The sequence below is a fragment of the Vibrio diazotrophicus genome, from assembly GCF_038452265.1.
GTDB classification, from domain to species: Bacteria; Pseudomonadota; Gammaproteobacteria; order Enterobacterales; family Vibrionaceae; genus Vibrio; species Vibrio diazotrophicus.
Genome location: NZ_CP151842.1, coordinates 137,112 through 156,484, shown reverse-complemented (window position 1 = coordinate 156,484; position 19,373 = coordinate 137,112). Strand labels below are relative to the sequence as shown.

12 protein-coding genes, 1 tRNA gene and 2 rRNA genes are annotated in these 19,373 nt (G+C 45.0%); 7 read left to right on the top strand and 8 right to left on the bottom strand.

The window, feature by feature from the left end:
- Nucleotides 1–63: 63 nt before the first annotated feature.
- On the top strand, nt 64–1,941 hold the full coding sequence (locus AAGA51_RS00700) for an AsmA family protein (protein ID WP_042484808.1): 1,878 nt from the start codon (nt 64–66) through the stop codon (nt 1,939–1,941).
- 9 nt (nt 1,942–1,950) lie between these two features.
- On the opposite strand, the gene AAGA51_RS00695 is transcribed toward AAGA51_RS00700, so the two are convergent.
- From AAGA51_RS00695 to typA, 5 genes are all read right to left on the bottom strand, one after another.
- The gene (locus tag AAGA51_RS00695) at nt 1,951–2,880 is read right to left on the bottom strand and encodes a bifunctional GNAT family N-acetyltransferase/hotdog fold thioesterase (protein WP_042484804.1); all 930 of its coding nucleotides are present in this window, start codon (nt 2,878–2,880) and stop codon (nt 1,951–1,953) included.
- A gap of 18 nt (nt 2,881–2,898) precedes the next feature.
- The gene (gene dtd, locus AAGA51_RS00690) at nt 2,899–3,333 is read right to left on the bottom strand and encodes a D-aminoacyl-tRNA deacylase (protein WP_042484802.1); all 435 of its coding nucleotides are present in this window, start codon (nt 3,331–3,333) and stop codon (nt 2,899–2,901) included.
- The gene (locus AAGA51_RS00685) at nt 3,305–4,219 is read right to left on the bottom strand and encodes a virulence factor BrkB family protein (RefSeq protein WP_042484798.1); all 915 of its coding nucleotides are present in this window, start codon (nt 4,217–4,219) and stop codon (nt 3,305–3,307) included. Before AAGA51_RS00685 ends, dtd begins: the two co-directional genes overlap by 29 nt.
- A 144-nt stretch (nt 4,220–4,363) precedes the next feature.
- Entirely contained in the window at nt 4,364–4,891 is a 528-nt protein-coding gene (locus AAGA51_RS00680) for an AAA family ATPase (protein WP_042484793.1), read from the bottom strand.
- A gap of 84 nt (nt 4,892–4,975) precedes the next feature.
- The gene (gene typA / locus AAGA51_RS00675; RefSeq protein WP_042484791.1) at nt 4,976–6,799 is read right to left on the bottom strand and encodes a translational GTPase TypA; all 1,824 of its coding nucleotides are present in this window, start codon (nt 6,797–6,799) and stop codon (nt 4,976–4,978) included.
- A gap of 503 nt (nt 6,800–7,302) precedes the next feature.
- On the opposite strand from typA, the gene glnA reads away from it, so the two are divergent.
- The 6 genes from glnA to add all read left to right on the top strand — a co-directional run bounded on the left by glnA (nt 7,303) and on the right by add (nt 15,684).
- On the top strand, nt 7,303–8,712 hold the full coding sequence (glnA, locus tag AAGA51_RS00670; protein WP_042484788.1) for a glutamate--ammonia ligase: 1,410 nt from the start codon (nt 7,303–7,305) through the stop codon (nt 8,710–8,712).
- 120 nt (nt 8,713–8,832) lie between these two features.
- Nucleotides 8,833–9,345 carry a DUF4124 domain-containing protein gene (locus tag AAGA51_RS00665; RefSeq protein ID WP_042484785.1) on the top strand — a complete coding sequence of 171 codons (513 nt, stop codon included), beginning with the start codon at nt 8,833–8,835 and terminating at the stop codon, nt 9,343–9,345.
- A 134-nt stretch (nt 9,346–9,479) separates the two neighbouring features.
- Complete coding sequence (gene glnL, locus AAGA51_RS00660; protein ID WP_042484782.1) at nt 9,480–10,526, top strand: nitrogen regulation protein NR(II); 1,047 nt, start codon at nt 9,480–9,482, stop codon at nt 10,524–10,526.
- A gap of 40 nt (nt 10,527–10,566) precedes the next feature.
- Nucleotides 10,567–11,970, top strand: coding sequence for a nitrogen regulation protein NR(I) (gene glnG / locus AAGA51_RS00655; RefSeq protein ID WP_042484779.1), 1,404 nt, complete (start codon nt 10,567–10,569; stop codon nt 11,968–11,970).
- A 74-nt stretch (nt 11,971–12,044) separates the two neighbouring features.
- Nucleotides 12,045–14,600 carry a GGDEF and EAL domain-containing protein gene (locus AAGA51_RS00650; RefSeq protein ID WP_042484776.1) on the top strand — a complete coding sequence of 852 codons (2,556 nt, stop codon included), beginning with the start codon at nt 12,045–12,047 and terminating at the stop codon, nt 14,598–14,600.
- 79 nt (nt 14,601–14,679) lie between these two features.
- Nucleotides 14,680–15,684, top strand: a complete 1,005-nt coding sequence (add, locus tag AAGA51_RS00645) for an adenosine deaminase (protein ID WP_042484773.1) — start codon at nt 14,680–14,682, stop codon at nt 15,682–15,684.
- Between the two features lie 329 nt (nt 15,685–16,013).
- Here add and AAGA51_RS00640 read toward each other — a convergent pair.
- From AAGA51_RS00640 to AAGA51_RS00630, 3 genes are all read right to left on the bottom strand, one after another.
- Nucleotides 16,014–16,090, bottom strand: a tRNA-Asp gene (locus tag AAGA51_RS00640).
- A 30-nt stretch (nt 16,091–16,120) separates the two neighbouring features.
- Nucleotides 16,121–16,236: ribosomal RNA gene (rrf, locus tag AAGA51_RS00635) — 5S ribosomal RNA — on the bottom strand.
- A gap of 89 nt (nt 16,237–16,325) precedes the next feature.
- Nucleotides 16,326–19,216 (bottom strand): 23S ribosomal RNA (locus AAGA51_RS00630).
- Nucleotides 19,217–19,373 lie beyond the last annotated feature (157 nt).

Here is a 19,373-nt window from a genome sequence, read left to right as displayed (position 1 = left end):
TTGTTGAAGCGAATCGATATTTGATCAAAGCTGTTAGCTTGTTCCGTTTAGCCGATACAAACCATGAAAAAGCTGTTAGCACTAGGGATTGGAGTTATAGCCTTACTACTTACGTTAACGTTGGTGGTATTTGGTGTTATGCACACCCGCTATTTCACCCCTTCAGCGCAATGGTTAACTCAACAGTTATGGCCGGACAAGCTCTCATTTTCTGAGCTCGATTACGCATATCCAGCTCACTTCACCTTACACAACGTCAGTATTGAGACGAAAGAACAACCACTCTCTTTTTCCAAAGTTGATATCTGGCTAAACGAAAAGCTGATCAAAAAAGACAAGCTCGTCATTGATAGTTTGTTGCTCGATGGTGCGAACTTTTCTCAAGGTCTGCCGTCTTCAGACTTCCTTCAAAACTTACAGTTGAACCAACTTGCTCTGCACAATGTGGACTTCTCGCATCAAGGGCTAATTGCCCGAGGAGTCAATCTTCAGGTGAAGCACCCTCAATGGAAAGACAACGAACAGCTACTGCCTTATGGTGAACTTCAGCTTTCCGCAGATCAGTTTTATTGGGATGGTGAAGCTTTCGACAAAGTTTTGATTGATGCAGATTACAAAGCGAATGACAGCACAGTTTATGGCGCATCATTTAAATGGCGAGGCGCGGATTTTTCAGGTCAAGCTGAACAGTTTGATTCGGGATGGTCATTGATTAACACCACCGTCAGCCACTTAAAGCTACCAGAATCATTAAGCAGCACGGCAGATAAACTGTGGCAACAAGCGATCAAATACATCACACATATCAACAGTCTGGATATTCTTAACAGTCAGATCACGGTCGCTGGCTTTGAACTTGAAAACACTGCCGCTTCGTTAGAGAACTTCTCTCTCACTCAATCTGTCTGGCAACAAGATAAAGGTTACTTATCATTAAACGCGGACTCGATTTCATGGAAAGGCCTACAATGGGTCGAACCAAGTATCAAACTCGATTTTTCTGACCAAACCATTTCGATCAGCGATTTTTCAACCGAAGTTTTACAAGGTAGTGTTCAGTTATCAGGCACCGTGACACCAACCAGTATCCACTTGAAACAGCTTAATGCGAGAGGCATTAAATGGTTTGCTGAAACACAGCAAGATTTAGCTTGGGTACCAGAACAATGGCCACAGCTCAATGAGCTTGCCATAGATAACTTGGCTATCAATAATCTGCAACTGATTCAGCTTATCAGCAAACCTTTCTGGCAACTGTCCGGATTAACCATTGAAGGAACAAATACTCATCTGGTTAAAAACGCTCAGTGGGGCTTGTGGGACGGAAAACTATCTGTCAGCGCTAACAGTGCAAGTGTCGGAGAGCTAATCAGCACTCAAGGGGTCATTGAAATGCACAGTAACAAAGGTAACTGGCAACTCGACAGAGCCTTTATCCCGCTTGAAAAAGGTTATCTAGAAGCAAACGCTAATTGGGATTTCACTCAGCCCAGCGCACCTTGGTCTTTGACGGCGCATGCTGATGGTCTGCCATTTCCTGTAATAAACCACTTCGTCCAACTGCCAGTAAAAATCGACGCAATTACTGAGTTTGACATCAATGCTGAAGGGTTGGCAGGTGACTATTCCATGCTTTCCCACTCTATCACTGGGGAACTGAATGGTAGCATGCGTGACGGCATTATCGTTCTGAAAACTCCAGACTCACTGGTTGTTCAGCCGTTTGACGTTGATAACCTTAAATTGATTGCCGACAGAGGCCGTATCAGCCTCGCGAAAACGCCGTTGAAAGGATTTGGTCTGAAAGCAGATATTGTTGCCCAACTTGATTTGGTTTCACCTCAAGAAGGGCAATTTAGCATTGATGTAACTCAGGGATGTGAGAAAGTCAGCTACGATTTGATCAGAAATACACAACAACGGCTGCCTTGCCCCAACTAAAGCGCGGCGTTAACTCGCACCCGCTTTTGTTAGGATCTCTTGATAGTTCGGGATAAGCATGTAGGTTCCAACGAAAGCTACAGCGTCAACATCACCACTTGATATGTTCACATTCACCACGATTCGGGCTTTACGGCCAGACGCTAAACGGTCCAAGTCACCACTGATGCCGTCTAAGGATGTGGAAGCAACTGGATTATGCACCACGGGGTGACGATAGCGAATATTGCTATCTACCAGCACAATATCACCTTCTAGGCCACGTTCACGCATCAACAACCACGCCATTCCCCAGCCAGTCAGCGTTGCCAACGTAAAGGCAGAACCAGCAAACATAGTATTGTGTGGATTGAGATTCGGGTTTATCTGCGCGCAACATTGAAACTGATAGCCAGTATATTGCTGAATTTTGATGCCCATTTTATCGCTGATCGGAATTTGCGTCGCCCAACGTTCCTGTAGCTCAGTACACCATTCAGGCTTGCGTAACACATTCGCCATTGGGTCAAGATGTTTCACCATCTGTTGATGGCGGACAGGCCCTCGCTCATCACTCAGTTCACCACGACGTTCAAAGTCGTTTCTTTCATAAAATGAAATCGCGTCCTCACGAGCATTACATACCAGACGCTTTGCCCCTTCCTGACGCGCGAGCGACTCTAGAGCGACTAATACTAGTGAGCCCATCCCCTTGTTGCGGCGACTCGCTTTCACTGCCATATAGCGAATCTGACCTTCACTGTCAGGAGTAATGTATAAACGGCCGATTGCGATAGGTCTTCCTCTACTATCAACAATCATGCGGTGATGACTCATAGGATCATATTCATCGCGCTCTGAGCCGATAGGCATTCGCCAAGGCTCACGCAACATCTGCCAGCGGAAGTGGTAATACTTATTGAGCTGATTATCCGTAGTCGGCGTAATAAGTTTAAACATAGATTCCGTTCCCAAACATTATACCTGCAACCAGAATGTCACAGGACCATCGTTGACCAGTGAGACTTTCATGTCTGCCGCAAAGCGTCCTCGCTCCGTTGGCAATACTTCTTCACATAAGTCAGAAAAGTAATTATACAGACGCTCTGCATCTTGTGGATGAGCACCACGAGAAAACCCCGCTCGCGTCCCTTTTTTTGTATCAGCGGGCAGAGTGAATTGAGAAACAACCAACACACTGCCACCCACATCTTTCACACTTAAATTCATTTTGCCAGCTTGGTCTTCGAATACTCGGTAGGAAGTCACGCGCTCCATCAAACGCTTAGCTTTTGCTTCGTCATCTTCACGTTCAACACCAAGTAATACCAATAAACCTTTTTCAATTTCACCGACGACTTCACCGTCGACGCGTACTGCAGCCTCACTTACTCGTTGAATCAACGCTATCACTGGAATTCTCTTCCTTGTCACTCTTTGAAAGGGCATTCGAGTTTATCACGTCTTCTTCCTCACTCCAGCACTCACGCTCACCCAAAGCTGCCGTGACTTCTGCACCGATCAAGACAATCATCCAACACAGGTATATCCAGACAAAAAGAATGGGTATCGCTGCCAACGCCCCATAAATAAGCTGATATGAGGGGAAATGGGTAATATAGGCGGCAAAGGCTTTCTTACTCAGTTCAAAGAGAATGGCAGCGGCCAGCGCTCCAACAAGAGAATGATAAATATAGACCTTTTTATTCGGAACCAGTAAGTACAAGCCAGCAAAAGCGAAAAAAGAAAGCAGGAACGGCAGCCAACGCAAAAACAGGTTGTAAACGCCAACCAGAGCCTCGCTATCAATAATTTTCAACGAAGTGATATAAGACGTCATCGCGATACTCGCCCCCAGTAGAAGAGGCCCCAGCGTCAAAATCATCCAGTACATAGAAAAAGAAAAAACGACACGTCGTTTATTTCTCACCCGCCATATATAGTTCAAGTTTTTATCTATGTTGGAAATCAGCATTAAAGCAGCCACAAACAGAAATACACCACCAACAGCTGTCATTTTCGCCGTATTGGTAATGAACTCTGACAGCGCAGTGCGTACCGCTAAGCCAGCAGCGGGAACAAAGTGTTCAATCACAAAATCTTGCAGAGTTTCACCCACATTAGAGAAGATCTCAAATGACGACATGATAGAGAGTGAAACCGTGAACATCGGCACGATGGAAAGCAAAGTGATATACGCCAGATACCCTGCGTTAACATTCACACGGTCATGTTTCATTCTTAAAACTAAATATCGGCCAAATGCATAGGTTTGTTTGACCGAGTGCTGTAAGTCCAATTGCACTCTCCTGACTATTTTTACCCGGACAAACTCACGATGTGAGAGTTTGTATGTCTGTAACGTACTAATTTTAATAGAGTGGAACTCAACTTGCTTAGTTCAAGGTTAACTTTGATAGATAAACCAAACAATGTTCCCTGATCAGGTTGTTGAAATATTATTCAAGACAAATTCAACTCGTTCGTTGACCGTCTTAAACGGAACTTCAATACAGCTGTAACCAAACTGTTGATAAATGTCCACCAGCCTGTAATGAATATCTAAAGCCTCCTCAAAAGGATAAGGACGAATTTCATCCTGAACATAGATATCTTGGTGAGGGCAACAAACAAAAACCTTACGGAAGTATCCCTTGCTTTCCAATAAATACTGTTTGTCAGGCTCTATTCCAGCACCTTTCAAATATCCACATATATCCGGTATTGCTCTATCCAAGAAGGCGATGGAATGTTCACTCGCTTTACTCTTTTGCTGTTTCATAACTTCAAAACATAAAGCGGCGAACCCAGACATATTTTCCCATGGAAGAATGCCATCTTTTAACTGGCTTTGCTGCTCAATCAAATCACGAGAAGATTCCTGAAAAGTTGTAAATCCTCTATCTGACAAAGCGTTGATCAGCGTTGTCTTACCTGCGCCGGGACCGCCCGTGATAATCACTGGAAACATAATAAATGCCTCACTATTTAGATACAAAAAACCCCTAGCTTACACAGCTAGGGGCCTTTAAAAACGTTAACCGAATAGGGTTAATTAACCGCGAGATGCACGTTTACGATCGTTTTCCGTTAGGTGACGCTTACGGATACGGATGCTCTCTGGTGTTACTTCCACTAGTTCATCATCATCAATGAATTCTAGAGCTTGTTCTAGAGTAAACTTGATAGCTGGAGTCAGAACTTGAGCTTCATCAGTACCAGATGCACGTACGTTAGTTAGCTGTTTACCTTTCAAACAGTTAACTGTCAGGTCATTTGAACGGTTATGGATACCAATTACTTGACCTTCGTACACTTCGTCAGCGTGCTCTGTAAATAGACGACCACGCTCTTGAAGGTTAAATAGCGCATAAGTCAATGCTTTACCAGTAGCATTTGAAATCAATACACCGTTTACACGCTGACCAATTTCGCCGCCTTTGTGCGGTGCGTAATGATCAAACGTATGGTAAAGAAGACCTGAACCAGATGTTAGCGTTAGAAACTCTGTTTGGAAACCAATCAGACCACGAGAAGGCATCATGAAGTCAAGACGCACACGGCCTTTACCGTCTGGAGACATGTCTTTCAGTTCGCCTTTACGCATACCGATTTTCTCCATGATACCGCCTTGGTGTTCTTCTTGAACGTCGATAGTCACAGTTTCAAACGGTTCCATTAGCTGACCATTTTCTTCTTTCAGAATTACTTCTGGACGAGATACAGCAAGCTCAAAACCTTCACGACGCATGTTCTCGATAAGAATTGACAGGTGAAGCTCACCACGGCCAGAAACACGGAATTTATCTGGATCGTCTGTTTGCTCAACACGTAGTGCTACGTTGTGAACCAATTCTTTTTCAAGACGCTCAAGAATGTTACGTGAAGTTACGAACTTACCTTCTTTACCAGCAAACGGAGAAGTGTTTACTTGGAAAGTCATGGTTACCGTTGGTTCGTCAACGCTTAGCGGTGGAAGTGCTTCTACCGTGTTCACGTCACAGATGGTATCTGAAATCTTAAGCTCGCCAAGACCAGTGATCGCAACGATGTCACCAGCAGTTGCTTGCTCAGTTTCAGAACGTTGTAGACCTAGGTAGCCAAGAACTGTACCTACTTTACCGTTACGTTTCTTACCATCAGCACCAACTACTGTTACTTGTTGGTTTGGTTTTACCGTACCGCGAGTTACACGACCAACACCGATTACACCTACGTATGAGCTGTAATCAAGCTGAGAGATCTGCATTTGCAATGCGCCAGCAGGGTCAACTTGTGGTGGTTCTACGTTGTCTACGATAGCTTGGAACAATGGTTCCATGTTCTCGCCAGTTACGCCTTCTTCCAGAGTCGCCCAACCGTTAAGAGCTGAAGCGTAAACCACTTGGAAATCTAGCTGCTCATCACTTGCACCTAGGTTATCAAATAGGTCAAAAACTTGGTCCATTACCCAATCAGGACGAGCACCTGGACGGTCGATTTTGTTGATAACAACGATTGGCTTCAAACCGTGAGCAAACGCTTTTTGCGTTACGAAACGAGTTTGTGGCATAGGACCGTCAACAGCGTCAACGATCAAACATACGCAATCAACCATTGACATAATACGTTCAACTTCACCGCCGAAGTCCGCGTGTCCCGGAGTATCTACGATGTTGATACGGTAGTCGTTCCAGTTAATTGCTGTGTTCTTAGCAAGAATTGTAATACCACGTTCTTTTTCGATATCGTTCGAGTCCATGACTCGCTCTTCGATGTCACCGCGTGATTCTAACGTACCCGATTGTTGGAGTAGTTTATCAACAAGAGTCGTTTTACCGTGGTCAACGTGCGCGATGATCGCGATATTTCTTAATTTATCTATCTGTGGAGTAGCCATGGAGTTTGCTTCACTTATATACACAAAATAGCCCGCCTTTATGGGATATAAAAACGTAGCCTTAATTTGGTTCAAAAAACGGGCAATAATGTACCAGATTTTGACGAAAAACCTAGGAATATGTGATCTATCACGCTGATTTTCACTCTATAGAGCCTAGTCGTTAATCTGATTTAAAACAAACAGTGACAAATTATAGTTAATTACACTTAAAAAAATTGAGTGAATCATTGTGTGAATAGTGTACGCTTTGATAGAAATTGGTGCACTGCACAAGTAGCTGCACCATTTTGGTTCATCAAAGGATCTTTTTGGTGCAACTGTAAGCACCAAAAAAAACATAATGCAAGTAATACATTGATTTATATAGGCTAAAATGTTTGGCACGAATATCGCAAGCATGTGACCAACATCGATTAAGATGGGTTTAAGCACTGATTGATGCAAGAAACTAATTTTGATTCGAGCCCAAATCGCTTTATTAACACTGGAGGTTATCCGAGATGTCAGTAGAAAACGTACTATCGCTGATTCAAGAAAACGAAGTTAAGTTTGTGGACCTACGTTTCACAGATACAAAAGGTAAAGAGCAACACATTTCGATTCCTGCTCACCAAATCGATGCAGACTTCTTCGAAGATGGCAAAATGTTCGATGGTTCATCAGTTGCTGGCTGGAAAGGCATCAATGAATCTGACATGGTGATGATGCCTGATGCTGCATCTGCTGTGTTAGACCCATTTACAGAAGAATCAACGCTAAACATCCGTTGTGACATCCTAGAACCTGCAACAATGCAAGGTTACGACCGCGACCCTCGTTCTATCGCTAAACGCGCTGAAGAGTACATGCGTTCAACTGGTATCGCAGACACAGTTCTTGTTGGTCCAGAGCCAGAATTCTTCCTATTTGACGATGTTAAGTTCTCAACTGACATGTCTGGTTCTTTCTTCAAGATCGATGACGTAGAAGCTGCGTGGAACACTGGTTCTGATTACGAAGATGGTAACAAAGGTCACCGTCCAGGCGTTAAAGGTGGTTACTTCCCAGTAGCTCCAGTGGATTCATCTCAAGATCTTCGTTCTGCTATGTGTCTAATCATGGAAGAAATGGGCCTTGTTGTTGAAGCTCACCACCACGAAGTTGCAACTGCGGGTCAGAACGAAATCGCAACTCGTTTCAACACGCTAACAGCAAAAGCTGACGAAATTCAAATCTACAAGTACGTTGTTCACAACGTAGCTCACGCGTTTGGTAAAACAGCGACTTTCATGCCTAAACCACTCGTTGGCGACAACGGTTCTGGTATGCACGTTCACCAATCTCTAGCGAAAGACGGCGTTAACCTATTCGCTGGTGACAAGTACGGCGGCCTATCTGAAATGGCGCTTTACTACATCGGTGGTATCATCAAACACGCTCGTGCACTGAACGCGTTGACTAACCCATCAACTAACTCGTACAAACGTTTGGTTCCTCATTACGAAGCGCCAGTTATGCTTGCTTACTCAGCTCGTAACCGTTCTGCGTCTATCCGTATTCCAGTGGTACCAAGCCCTAAAGCTCGTCGTATCGAAGTTCGCTTCCCAGATCCAGCAGCAAACCCATACCTAGCATTCGCAGCTATGCTGATGGCTGGTCTTGACGGTATTAAGAACAAGATCCACCCAGGCGAAGCTATGGATAAAGACTTGTACGACCTACCAGCAGAAGAAGAAGCAGAGATTCCAAAAGTTGCAGAGTCTCTACAACAAGCTCTGCAATGTCTAAGTGACGACCGTGAGTTCCTAACTGCTGGCGGCGTATTCTCTGATGACTTCATCAACTCTTACATCGAGCTGAAGACTAAAGACGTACAACGTGTGAACGTAGCCGTTCACCCACTAGAGTTCGAACTATACTACTCAGTATAAGAATTCGCTTTAACGATATATCAGGCTCGCCTCGCAGGCGGGCCTTTTTTATATTCTCAGATGCGAAATTCTCTTTAGCATAACCAGTACCATTCGTACTACTTCGTATCGGAGATCACATTGAAAAACGCTCTACTTCTATTCTTTCTGCTGAGCCTAAGTGACTCAGCAACAAGCAAAGAGATCTACACTTGGTTAGACGACAAGGATGTACAGCATTTCAGTGATACCCCAGAACCAAAAGCAACGCCTCTCGCAATATCGAGTTTCAAAGCTCCCAATAACACCCCTTTACTAGCCACAACTAAACCACCAAAACCTCAAAGTATTGAGAAACCCTTAATACCACTCAGTATCAGTATCTTGTCGCCCAGTGATGGTGAAACCATTCGCAGCAATGCAGGCAACATAAGCATCACTATCGGCTTAAACAGAGAACTAACTGACCCCGAACAGCTACAATTGTTGATGAATGGACAGCCAATTAGTGCACCTAGCACCAAAACAGTGTGGCATCTAAAAAACATCGAGCGAGGCACTCATCACTTTTCAATTCAGGCAGTTGGAAGCGGCAAGGTTATTGCATCTACCTCTGGAGTAACGGTGTATCTTCATCGGGCGTCCGTGAATTAGTCGATAAGCCACTAATTAGCCTGATATCACAAAGAGTTTTTCTTTTTCTTTGCATACCGTTGCGCCATACTTGACATTTCAATGCACCAAAAAGGTGCGTTGCATTATTTTGGAACACGGACAAGGAAAAAACTGTGAATGCAGAACTGAGTCACACCATTTTAAACAACGTCGTTACGGCCACTTTAATGTTGGACGAATTGTTGTGCGTACGTTATGCAAACCCAGCAGCCGAGCAACTGTTCTCACAAAGCGCCAAACGTATTACCAACCAACCACTTTCCAAGCTGATTCAACACGCATCAATGGATTTAGCATTACTGACTCAACCTTTGCAAAGTGGCCAGAGCATTACTGATAGCGACGTGACTTTTGTTGTCGACGGTAAACCATTGATGCTTGAAGTGACGGTTAGCCCAATGTCGTGGGAAAAAGAGTTGTATTTGTTAGTCGAAATGCGCCGTATTGGTCAGCAAAGACGCCTAACTCAAGAACTCAACCAACATGCACAGCAACAAGCCGCCAAATTACTGGTTCGCGGATTGGCTCATGAAATTAAGAACCCTCTAGGCGGGTTACGAGGCGCTGCGCAGCTTTTAGAGCGAATGTTGCCCGATCAAAGCCTTACCGAATACACCCAAATTATTATTGAACAAGCTGATCGCCTGAGAGCTCTGGTAGACCGATTACTGGGTCCGCAAAAACCGGGCAAAAAGAAATCGGAAAACCTGCACCTTATTTTGGAAAAGGTTCGTCAGCTTGTTGAACTCGAAGGTGGGCCTGAATTAGTCATCGAACGTGACTATGACCCAAGCCTACCTGACATCGTGATGGACACAGACCAAATTGAACAAGCACTGCTTAATATCGTCAGTAATGCAGCACAAATCTTATCTAATCAAAAACATCAACAAATCACGCTGCGTACCAGAACCGTTCATCAAGCAACCATTCAAGGCCAACGACATAAGTTAGTGGCCAGAATAGAGATTACAGACAATGGTCCGGGCATTCCTATGGAACTGCAAGACACCTTGTTCTACCCGATGGTCAGTGGACGCGAAGGCGGTACCGGTCTAGGGCTATCAATCTCTCAAAACCTGATCGACCAGCATAATGGAAAAATCGAAGTAGAAAGCTGGCCAGGCAGAACCACATTCACCATTTATTTACCTATTTAGACACATTAGTCACAAGATTTGCTGCTAAGGAATTAAAACTATGAGTAAAGGATACGTATGGGTTGTCGATGACGACAGTTCTATCCGCTGGGTTATGGAGAAGACTCTTTCATCAGCCAATATCAAATGTGAAACTTTTTCCGATGCCGAAAGCGTTTTAATGGCATTAGAGCGAGAAACGCCTGATGTGTTAGTTTCCGATATTCGTATGCCGGGTATTGACGGCATCGAGTTACTTAACCAAGTACACTCGCGTTCACCAGAACTGCCCGTCATCATCATGACCGCTCACTCTGATTTGGACGCGGCGGTTAACGCCTACCAAAAAGGCGCATTTGAATATTTACCAAAACCGTTTGATGTGGATGAAACGCTTACTCTGGTTGAACGAGCCATTGCGCACGGCCAAGAGCAACGTAAAGAACAATCAAAACAACTAGAGCAGTCCTATGATTCACCAGAAATCATTGGTGAAGCTCCGGCTATGCAGGAAGTGTTTCGCGCTATCGGTCGCTTGTCCCGTTCTTCCATCTCCGTATTAATTAATGGTGAATCCGGTACGGGTAAAGAGCTGGTCGCACATGCTCTGCATCGTCACAGCCCTCGCGCTCAAAAACCGTTTATCGCTCTAAACATGGCTGCGATTCCTAAAGATCTGATTGAGTCTGAGCTATTTGGCCACGAAAAAGGTGCTTTTACAGGGGCAAACAACGTGCGGCAAGGTCGATTTGAGCAAGCAAACGGCGGTACACTGTTCCTTGATGAAATCGGCGATATGCCACTCGATATTCAAACTCGTTTATTACGAGTATTGGCAGATGGTCAGTTCTACCGTGTGGGTGGTCACTCAGCGATAAAGGTTGATGTACGTATCGTAGCTGCGACTCACCAGAACTTAGAAAAACTGGTTCACCAAGGTAAGTTTCGTGAAGACTTGTTCCATCGTTTGAATGTAATACGTATTCAAATTCCATCTTTACGTGAACGTCGTCAAGATATCGAAAAGCTGACTCAACATTTCCTCGCACTTGCCGCTAAAGAACTAGGTGTCGAGATGAAAACTCTTCATCCTAAAGCTGTAGAAATTCTTAACCGTCTAGATTGGCCGGGTAACGTTCGCCAACTAGAAAACATGTGTCGTTGGTTAACGGTCATGGCAAGCGGTTCAGAGGTTCTGCCAAGTGATCTTCCATCAGAATTGATTTCAGAGAAGAAGAGTGTCGATTTTGAAAATGACACCAGTTGGCAAAAGCAGTTGGAGTCGTGGGCTAAATCAGCATTGGCATCGGGAGAAACGGAAATTCTTTCGTACGCATTACCTGAATTCGAACGTATACTTCTAGAAGCAGCGCTACATCATACGAATGGTCATAAACAAGATGCTGCAAAAGTACTAGGCTGGGGTCGTAACACGCTTACAAGGAAACTCAAAGAACTGTACTGATTTTATTTTTATCAGGCATTTGAAGGATCCTTTCCTGTAAGCATAGGGATAGTGCTTTTATTAAGATCAGGGATATGCCTTTTAAAAAGCAAATAAAATTAAAAACCGCTGTATTGCTACCGTTCGTGATCATCTTCTCGGTCACGTTCGGAGTCATTGCTTTTGTCCAAAAAGCCAACTACGAACAAATGGTTCAGGATATCAGTAGCAAACAACTGACCTACCTCACCAATAATGTGGAGCAGCGCCTCTATAATTTTCTTGAAGAACCTTTTTTAGCGAACTTAAGTCTGAGCCACAACCTTGGCTTCAGTCACCTCTTTCAAAAAGGTGATACGCAAAAAATAGAGGACTTCTTCAGATTCAATTTTTCCCAGATCTACAAATCTATCCCGCAAATAGATTCTGCTGGTTTTGGCGGAATAAACGCGGAGTATGTCGGGTTCAGGAAAGAGAACGATCACAACTACACATTGATGGTTCAAGACAAGAGAACCCACAATAAGCTCGTTATTTATCAAAATGATATCATCAGCAATAATATTCGAACTGTCATTGAAAACTACGATCCAAGAGAGCGACCTTGGTATGTTCCTGTCGCTGAACACCATAAACCAATGTGGTCTTCAATTTATACCAACGCCGATGAACGACAAGAAATCACTCTTTCTTCATTAAGCCCGGTTTTCCAAGATAAACAGTTTGTCGGTGTATCCGTTACCGATGTCAAAATCGATACCTTTAATGCTTTTCTACGCGAAATGAAGCTTCAGACTGAAGCTGATGTCTATATTTTTGATCATGAGCATCGATTAGTTGCTCACTCAAGTGCTGGAGGCGTGGTTTCTTGGGGAACCAGCTTATCACCAAAAGGAACGCGTCTCATGGCTACAGAGAACGCCAGTCCTGTTATTAAAGCTAGTGCTGAACACTTCAAACAGCTTGATGTGCCTACAAGTATTGCGACTAAAAACTTTGTCACATATGTCAACAGTGATCGCTATTTCAACAAAGTCACTCCTTTTGAAGACGAATTTGGATTGCATTGGTTTATTGGTGTCTCAATTTCTGAACCCAAGCTCTTAGGTGAAATGCCCTACAATCAACGTAATGCTTGGTATATAGGCCTGTTAATTAGCATGCTTGGTATCGGTATCGGCTACATCGCATTTAACCGTATTACTGCGCCAATTACATCAACAGCAGCCGCCGCTCAACATTTGGCACGTGGTGACTGGGCAACGCCAATGCCAAAATCAGGCAACATCTATGAAACCAGCTTACTGGTTCACGCGTTTAATGAAATGGCCAACAACCTGAAAGCATCGTTTAAAGCACTGCGAACTCAGTTGGTGTATGACTCACTCACTAAACTATATAGTCGCGAAGGTTTAGTTGAAAGTTGCAGTAACCTAAAAAAACTCAACGGCTGTTTGTTCCTTATTGGTATTGATAAATTCAGGGATATCAACGATAGCTTGGGTCACCAATTGGCAGACCAACTGCTTATTGCTATCGCACAACGGCTTAAAAACATTTATGCATCCGATGCCTATATCGCTCGAATTGGCGGCGACGAATTTGCGCTATATCTTCCTCTCGTAAAAGACGAGCAGGAAATTCAAGATGAAGCGAACCGTATTCTGCAATTATTTGCGACACCTTACTCAATGCCAAACGAACCTATAGCCGTCAACGTATCTATCGGCATCGTGCATAACTCTGACTCAACCAATATGACCGTTTGGCTGAGAAATGGCAGTATCGCTTTAAGCAATGCCAAATCTGATTCAACTCGCATCAGTTACTATGCACCGGAAATGGCGGGAATATCTCGTAAAAGAACGCAGATGGTTACCTTGTTAAAAGTCGCCATCGAGAAGCATGAATTTGTTCCGTTCTATCAGCCGATCGTTGACTTAAACAGTGGTGAAGTTCTAGGCGCAGAAGCTCTGGCTCGTTGGATTTCACCTGAACTTGGCTTGGTTCCGCCAACCGAATTCATTCCTGTGGCTGAAGAAAGTGGGCTGATCAACACTATTGGTGAACAGATACTCCTTCAAGCTTGTATCGACACAGTAAAAGGGATTGAAGAAGGGAAATGGGCATGCGATTTTCGTATGCACGTCAATTTGTCCGTAAGTCAGCTTTCCAGCTATCTCTTCCTACCGCAACTTGAAGAAATACTACGTATCACCAAATTAAGCCCAAGCAATCTAGCGTTAGAGATTACCGAATCTAAAATCGTGGATAACGACCCTATTATTTTGAGCAACATGCTTGCGTTGAAAAAGCTTGGGATACACATTGCTATCGATGATTTTGGTACTGGTTACAGCTCATTATCTTACCTTCATAAACTGCCCTTTGATTGCTTGAAAATAGATAGAGCCTTTGTTACTCAGCTTAATCATGATCATCTTGAAGAAAGTATCGTTGCGGCCATTATCAACATGATGAAAGGTTTTAAAGTACAGCTTGTCGCAGAAGGGATAGAAACTCAGGAGCAAGTAGACTTGCTTCATCAGCTAAATTGCCCACAAGGCCAAGGCTTTCTATTCAGTAAACCAATCCCTTACCAAGAATGGCCAACAAACTTAGTTAACATGAGGCAAAAAACAGCAAATTAGGTTTATTTTGCCTCGATCAGCTACTGACAGCTGCAACATTGATTCTTATACTTCACCCAGATAACAATGGGGATAGATAATGATAACCAAGAACTTACCATTAACGGATTTACACCGTCATTTAGATGGCAATATACGCACTCAAACTATCCTAGATTTAGGCACAAAGTTTGGTGTGAAATTACCTGCAAATAACATTATCGATTTAACACCTCATGTACAGATAGTAGAAGCAGAACCCTCATTGGTGGCATTCCTATCAAAACTCGATTGGGGTGTAGCGGTATTAGGCGATTTAGATGCGTGCAAACGCGTAGCCTATGAAAACGTAGAAGATGCACTGAACGCTCAGATTGACTACGCTGAACTTCGCTTCTCTCCTTATTACATGGCGATGAAGCACAACTTACCGGTTGAAGGTGTCGTAGAAGCCGTCGTTGATGGCGTGAAAGCTGGTATTCGTGACTTTGGTATCAAGGCTAACCTTATAGGCATCATGAGCCGTACGTTTGGCACAGAGGCCTGCCAGCAAGAACTCAACGCAATCCTATCTCAACGAGATAACATTATTGCAGTGGACTTAGCGGGGGACGAACTGGGTCAACCTGGTGAGCTTTTCACTAGCCACTTTAAGCAAGTTCGTGATTCCGGCTTAAATATCACAGTTCATGCTGGTGAAGCGGCTGGCCCAGAAAGTATGTGGCAGGCAATCCAAGATCTTGGTGCTACACGTATTGGACATGGTGTTAAAGCTATTCAAGATCCAAAATTGATGGACTACCTTGCGGAGCATAAGATTGGTATTGAATCTTGCTTAACATCAAACATACAGACAAGTACGGTAGAAAGCTTACATAGCCACCCTCTTAAACAATTCTTAGAGCATGGTGTGCTTGCTTGCCTAAATACCGATGACCCAGCAGTAGAAGGTATAGAACTGCCACACGAGTATGAAGTCGCAGCGCCTCAAGCGGGTCTGTCTCAAGAGCAAATTCGCCAAGCTCAGATAAACGGATTAGAACTGGCATTTTTATCTGACTCAGAAAAAGAAGCGCTTAAACTGAAAGCAGCCAAAAGAGCTTAAGCGTAATACGTTCGAAGCCGATGCCGATGCATCGGCTTTTTTATATCTGTTTTTTTGAGATGGTGAAACATTTGAAGAGTGGGATGAAAAGGATACAAAGAATTCCGCCGATATAGACTAGCCCTGCTAAAACGATATCTTAAAACGTAACAAGCTCGTCATTCCAAAAAAGAGCCTACCGTAATTTATACACCTTATTGGTACTTCCCCAGTGTGACAGGTCGGCTTTTTGTTCAACCAAGAGCAACCCACTGAGCTGCCGCTTCGTGTTGGTTCGTCTTTCTCCAGACGCAAAAAAGCCCCGTCATTTCTGACGAGGCTTCAAATAGTGGCGGAGCGGACGGGACTCGAACCCGCGACCCCCGGCGTGACAGGCCGGTATTCTAACCAACTGAACTACCGCTCCGCATTGGTTAGCGCTTGGTGCTAAATAAAAGCCTGGCGATGTCCTACTCTCACATGGGGAGACCCCACACTACCATCGGCGCTAATTCGTTTCACTTCTGAGTTCGGCATGGAATCAGGTGGGTCCAAATCGCTATGGTCGCCAAGCAAAATTTTAAAATTCGGAAAGCTGTTAATGTTCTCTACACATTCAATTCTGTTCTTGCTTTGAGTCCACAAAACCCCTTGGGTGTTGTATGGTTAAGCCTCACGGGCAATTAGTACAGGTTAGCTCAATGCCTCACAGCACTTACACACCCTGCCTATCAACGTTCTAGTCTCGAACAACCCTTTAGGACGCTTAAAGCGCCAGGGAGAACTCATCTCAGGGCTTGCTTCCCGCTTAGATGCTTTCAGCGGTTATCAATTCCGAACTTAGCTACCGGGCAATGCTACTGGCGTAACAACCCGAACACCAGAGGTTCGTCCACTCCGGTCCTCTCGTACTAGGAGCAGCCCCCTTCAATTCTCCAACGCCCACGGCAGATAGGGACCGAACTGTCTCACGACGTTCTAAACCCAGCTCGCGTACCACTTTAAATGGCGAACAGCCATACCCTTGGGACCGACTTCAGCCCCAGGATGTGATGAGCCGACATCGAGGTGCCAAACACCGCCGTCGATATGAACTCTTGGGCGGTATCAGCCTGTTATCCCCGGAGTACCTTTTATCCGTTGAGCGATGGCCCTTCCATTCAGAACCACCGGATCACTATGACCTGCTTTCGCACCTGCTCGAATTGTCATTCTCGCAGTCAAGCGGGCTTATGCCATTGCACTAACCACACGATGTCCAACCGTGTTTAGCCCACCTTCGTGCTCCTCCGTTACTCTTTGGGAGGAGACCGCCCCAGTCAAACTACCCACCAGGCACTGTCCTCGACCCGGATAACGGGTCTGAGTTAGAACATCAAACATACAAGGGTGGTATTTCAAGGACGGCTCCACACAAACTAGCGTCTGCGCTTCAAAGCCTCCCACCTATCCTACACATGTAGGTTCAATGTTCAGTGCCAAGCTGTAGTAAAGGTTCACGGGGTCTTTCCGTCTAGCCGCGGGTACACTGCATCTTCACAGCGATTTCAATTTCACTGAGTCTCGGGTGGAGACAGCGTGGCCATCATTACGCCATTCGTGCAGGTCGGAACTTACCCGACAAGGAATTTCGCTACCTTAGGACCGTTATAGTTACGGCCGCCGTTTACCGGGGCTTCGATCAAGAGCTTCGACCGAAGTCTAACCCCATCAATTAACCTTCCGGCACCGGGCAGGCGTCACACCGTATACGTCATCTTACGATTTTGCACAGTGCTGTGTTTTTAATAAACAGTTGCAGCCACCTGGTATCTGCGACTCTCATCAGCTCCATCCGCGAGGGACTTCACCGTCAAGAGCGTACCTTCTCCCGAAGTTACGGTACCATTTTGCCTAGTTCCTTCACCCGAGTTCTCTCAAGCGCCTTGGTATTCTCTACCCGACCACCTGTGTCGGTTTGGGGTACGATTCCTTACAATCTGAAGCTTAGAGGCTTTTCCTGGAAGCATGGCATCAATGACTTCACTACCGTAGTAGCTCGACATCGTGTCTCAGCCTTAAAGAGAGCCGGATTTACCTAACTCTCAAGCCTACGCACTTGAACCTGGACAACCGTCGCCAGGCCCACCTAGCCTTCTCCGTCCCCCCATCGCAATTGTAAGAAGTACGGGAATATTAACCCGTTTCCCATCGACTACGCCTTTCGGCCTCGCCTTAGGGGTCGACTCACCCTGCCCCGATTAACGTTGGACAGGAACCCTTGGTCTTCCGGCGAGGAGGTTTTTCACCCCCTTTATCGTTACTCATGTCAGCATTCGCACTTCTGATACCTCCAGCATGCTTTACAACACACCTTCAACGGCTTACAGAACGCTCCCCTACCCAATACAATAAATTGCATTGCCGCAGCTTCGGTTGATTACTTAGCCCCGTTACATCTTCCGCGCAGGCCGACTCGACTAGTGAGCTATTACGCTTTCTTTAAATGATGGCTGCTTCTAAGCCAACATCCTAGCTGTCTGAGCCTTCCCACATCGTTTCCCACTTAGTAATCATTTGGGACCTTAGCTGGCGGTCTGGGTTGTTTCCCTCTCCACGACGGACGTTAGCACCCGCCGTGTGTCTCCCGGATAGTACTTACTGGTATTCGGAGTTTGCAAAGGGTTGGTAAGTCGGGATGACCCCCTAGCCTTAACAGTGCTCTACCCCCAGTAGTATTCGTCCGAGGCGCTACCTAAATAGCTTTCGGGGAGAACCAGCTATCTCCGAGTTTGATTGGCCTTTCACCCCTAGCCACAAGTCATCCGCTAATTTTTCAACATTAGTCGGTTCGGTCCTCCAGTTGATGTTACTCAACCTTCAACCTGCCCATGGCTAGATCACTCGGTTTCGGGTCTATATCCAGAGACTAAACGCCCAGTTAAGACTCGGTTTCCCTACGGCTCCCCTATACGGTTAACCTTGCCACTGAATATAAGTCGCTGACCCATTATACAAAAGGTACGCAGTCACAGGACAAAGCCTGCTCCTACTGCTTGTACGTACACGGTTTCAGGTTCTATTTCACTCCCCTCACAGGGGTTCTTTTCGCCTTTCCCTCACGGTACTGGTTCACTATCGGTCAGTCAGGAGTATTTAGCCTTGGAGGATGGTCCCCCCATATTCAAACAGGATATCACGTGTCCCGCCTTACTCGTTTTCACTCAAAATGACATGTCGGTTACGGGGCTATCACCCGGTATCGCGATACTTTCCAGAATCTTCACCTGTGTCATTAAAAGCTTAAGGGCTAATCCAATTTCGCTCGCCGCTACTTTCGGAATCTCAATTGATTTCTTTTCCTCGGGGTACTTAGATGTTTCAGTTCTCCCGGTTCGCCTCATTAACCTATGTATTCAGTTAATGATACTCACTTATGTGAGTGGGTTTCCCCATTCGGAAATCGTAGACTCAAGTGGCTTTTACTGCCTTATCTACGCTTATCGCAAGTTAATACGTCCTTCATCGCCTCTGACTGCCAAGGCATCCACCGTGTACGCTTAGTCACTTAACCATACAACCCCAAGAGGTCTTTATGTATGGCAAACAACCAAGGTTTAGTTGTCTCTCATTATTTGAATGAGCGAGAGACATTTCGATTTTGCCGGACTCAAATATGAATACTTACTTATAAAGTAAGATTCCCAAGAACACTTGAATGTGTATTGGTA

Bases quoted from the DNA above. Each gene is read 5' to 3' on its own strand.
- glnA (WP_042484788.1), top strand. From the start codon at position 7,303: ATGTCAGTAGAAAACGTACTATCGCTGATTCAAGAAAACGAAGTTAAG.
- AAGA51_RS00680 (WP_042484793.1), bottom strand. From the start codon at position 4,891: ATGTTTCCAGTGATTATCACGGGCGGTCCCGGCGCAGGTAAGACAACG.
- add (WP_042484773.1), top strand. From the start codon at position 14,680: ATGATAACCAAGAACTTACCATTAACGGATTTACACCGTCATTTAGAT.
- AAGA51_RS00700 (WP_042484808.1), top strand. From the start codon at position 64: ATGAAAAAGCTGTTAGCACTAGGGATTGGAGTTATAGCCTTACTACTT.
- AAGA51_RS00650 (WP_042484776.1), top strand. From the start codon at position 12,045: ATGCCTTTTAAAAAGCAAATAAAATTAAAAACCGCTGTATTGCTACCG.
- typA (WP_042484791.1), bottom strand. From the start codon at position 6,799: ATGGCTACTCCACAGATAGATAAATTAAGAAATATCGCGATCATCGCG.
- glnG (WP_042484779.1), top strand. From the start codon at position 10,567: ATGAGTAAAGGATACGTATGGGTTGTCGATGACGACAGTTCTATCCGC.
- AAGA51_RS00695 (WP_042484804.1), bottom strand. From the start codon at position 2,880: ATGTTTAAACTTATTACGCCGACTACGGATAATCAGCTCAATAAGTAT.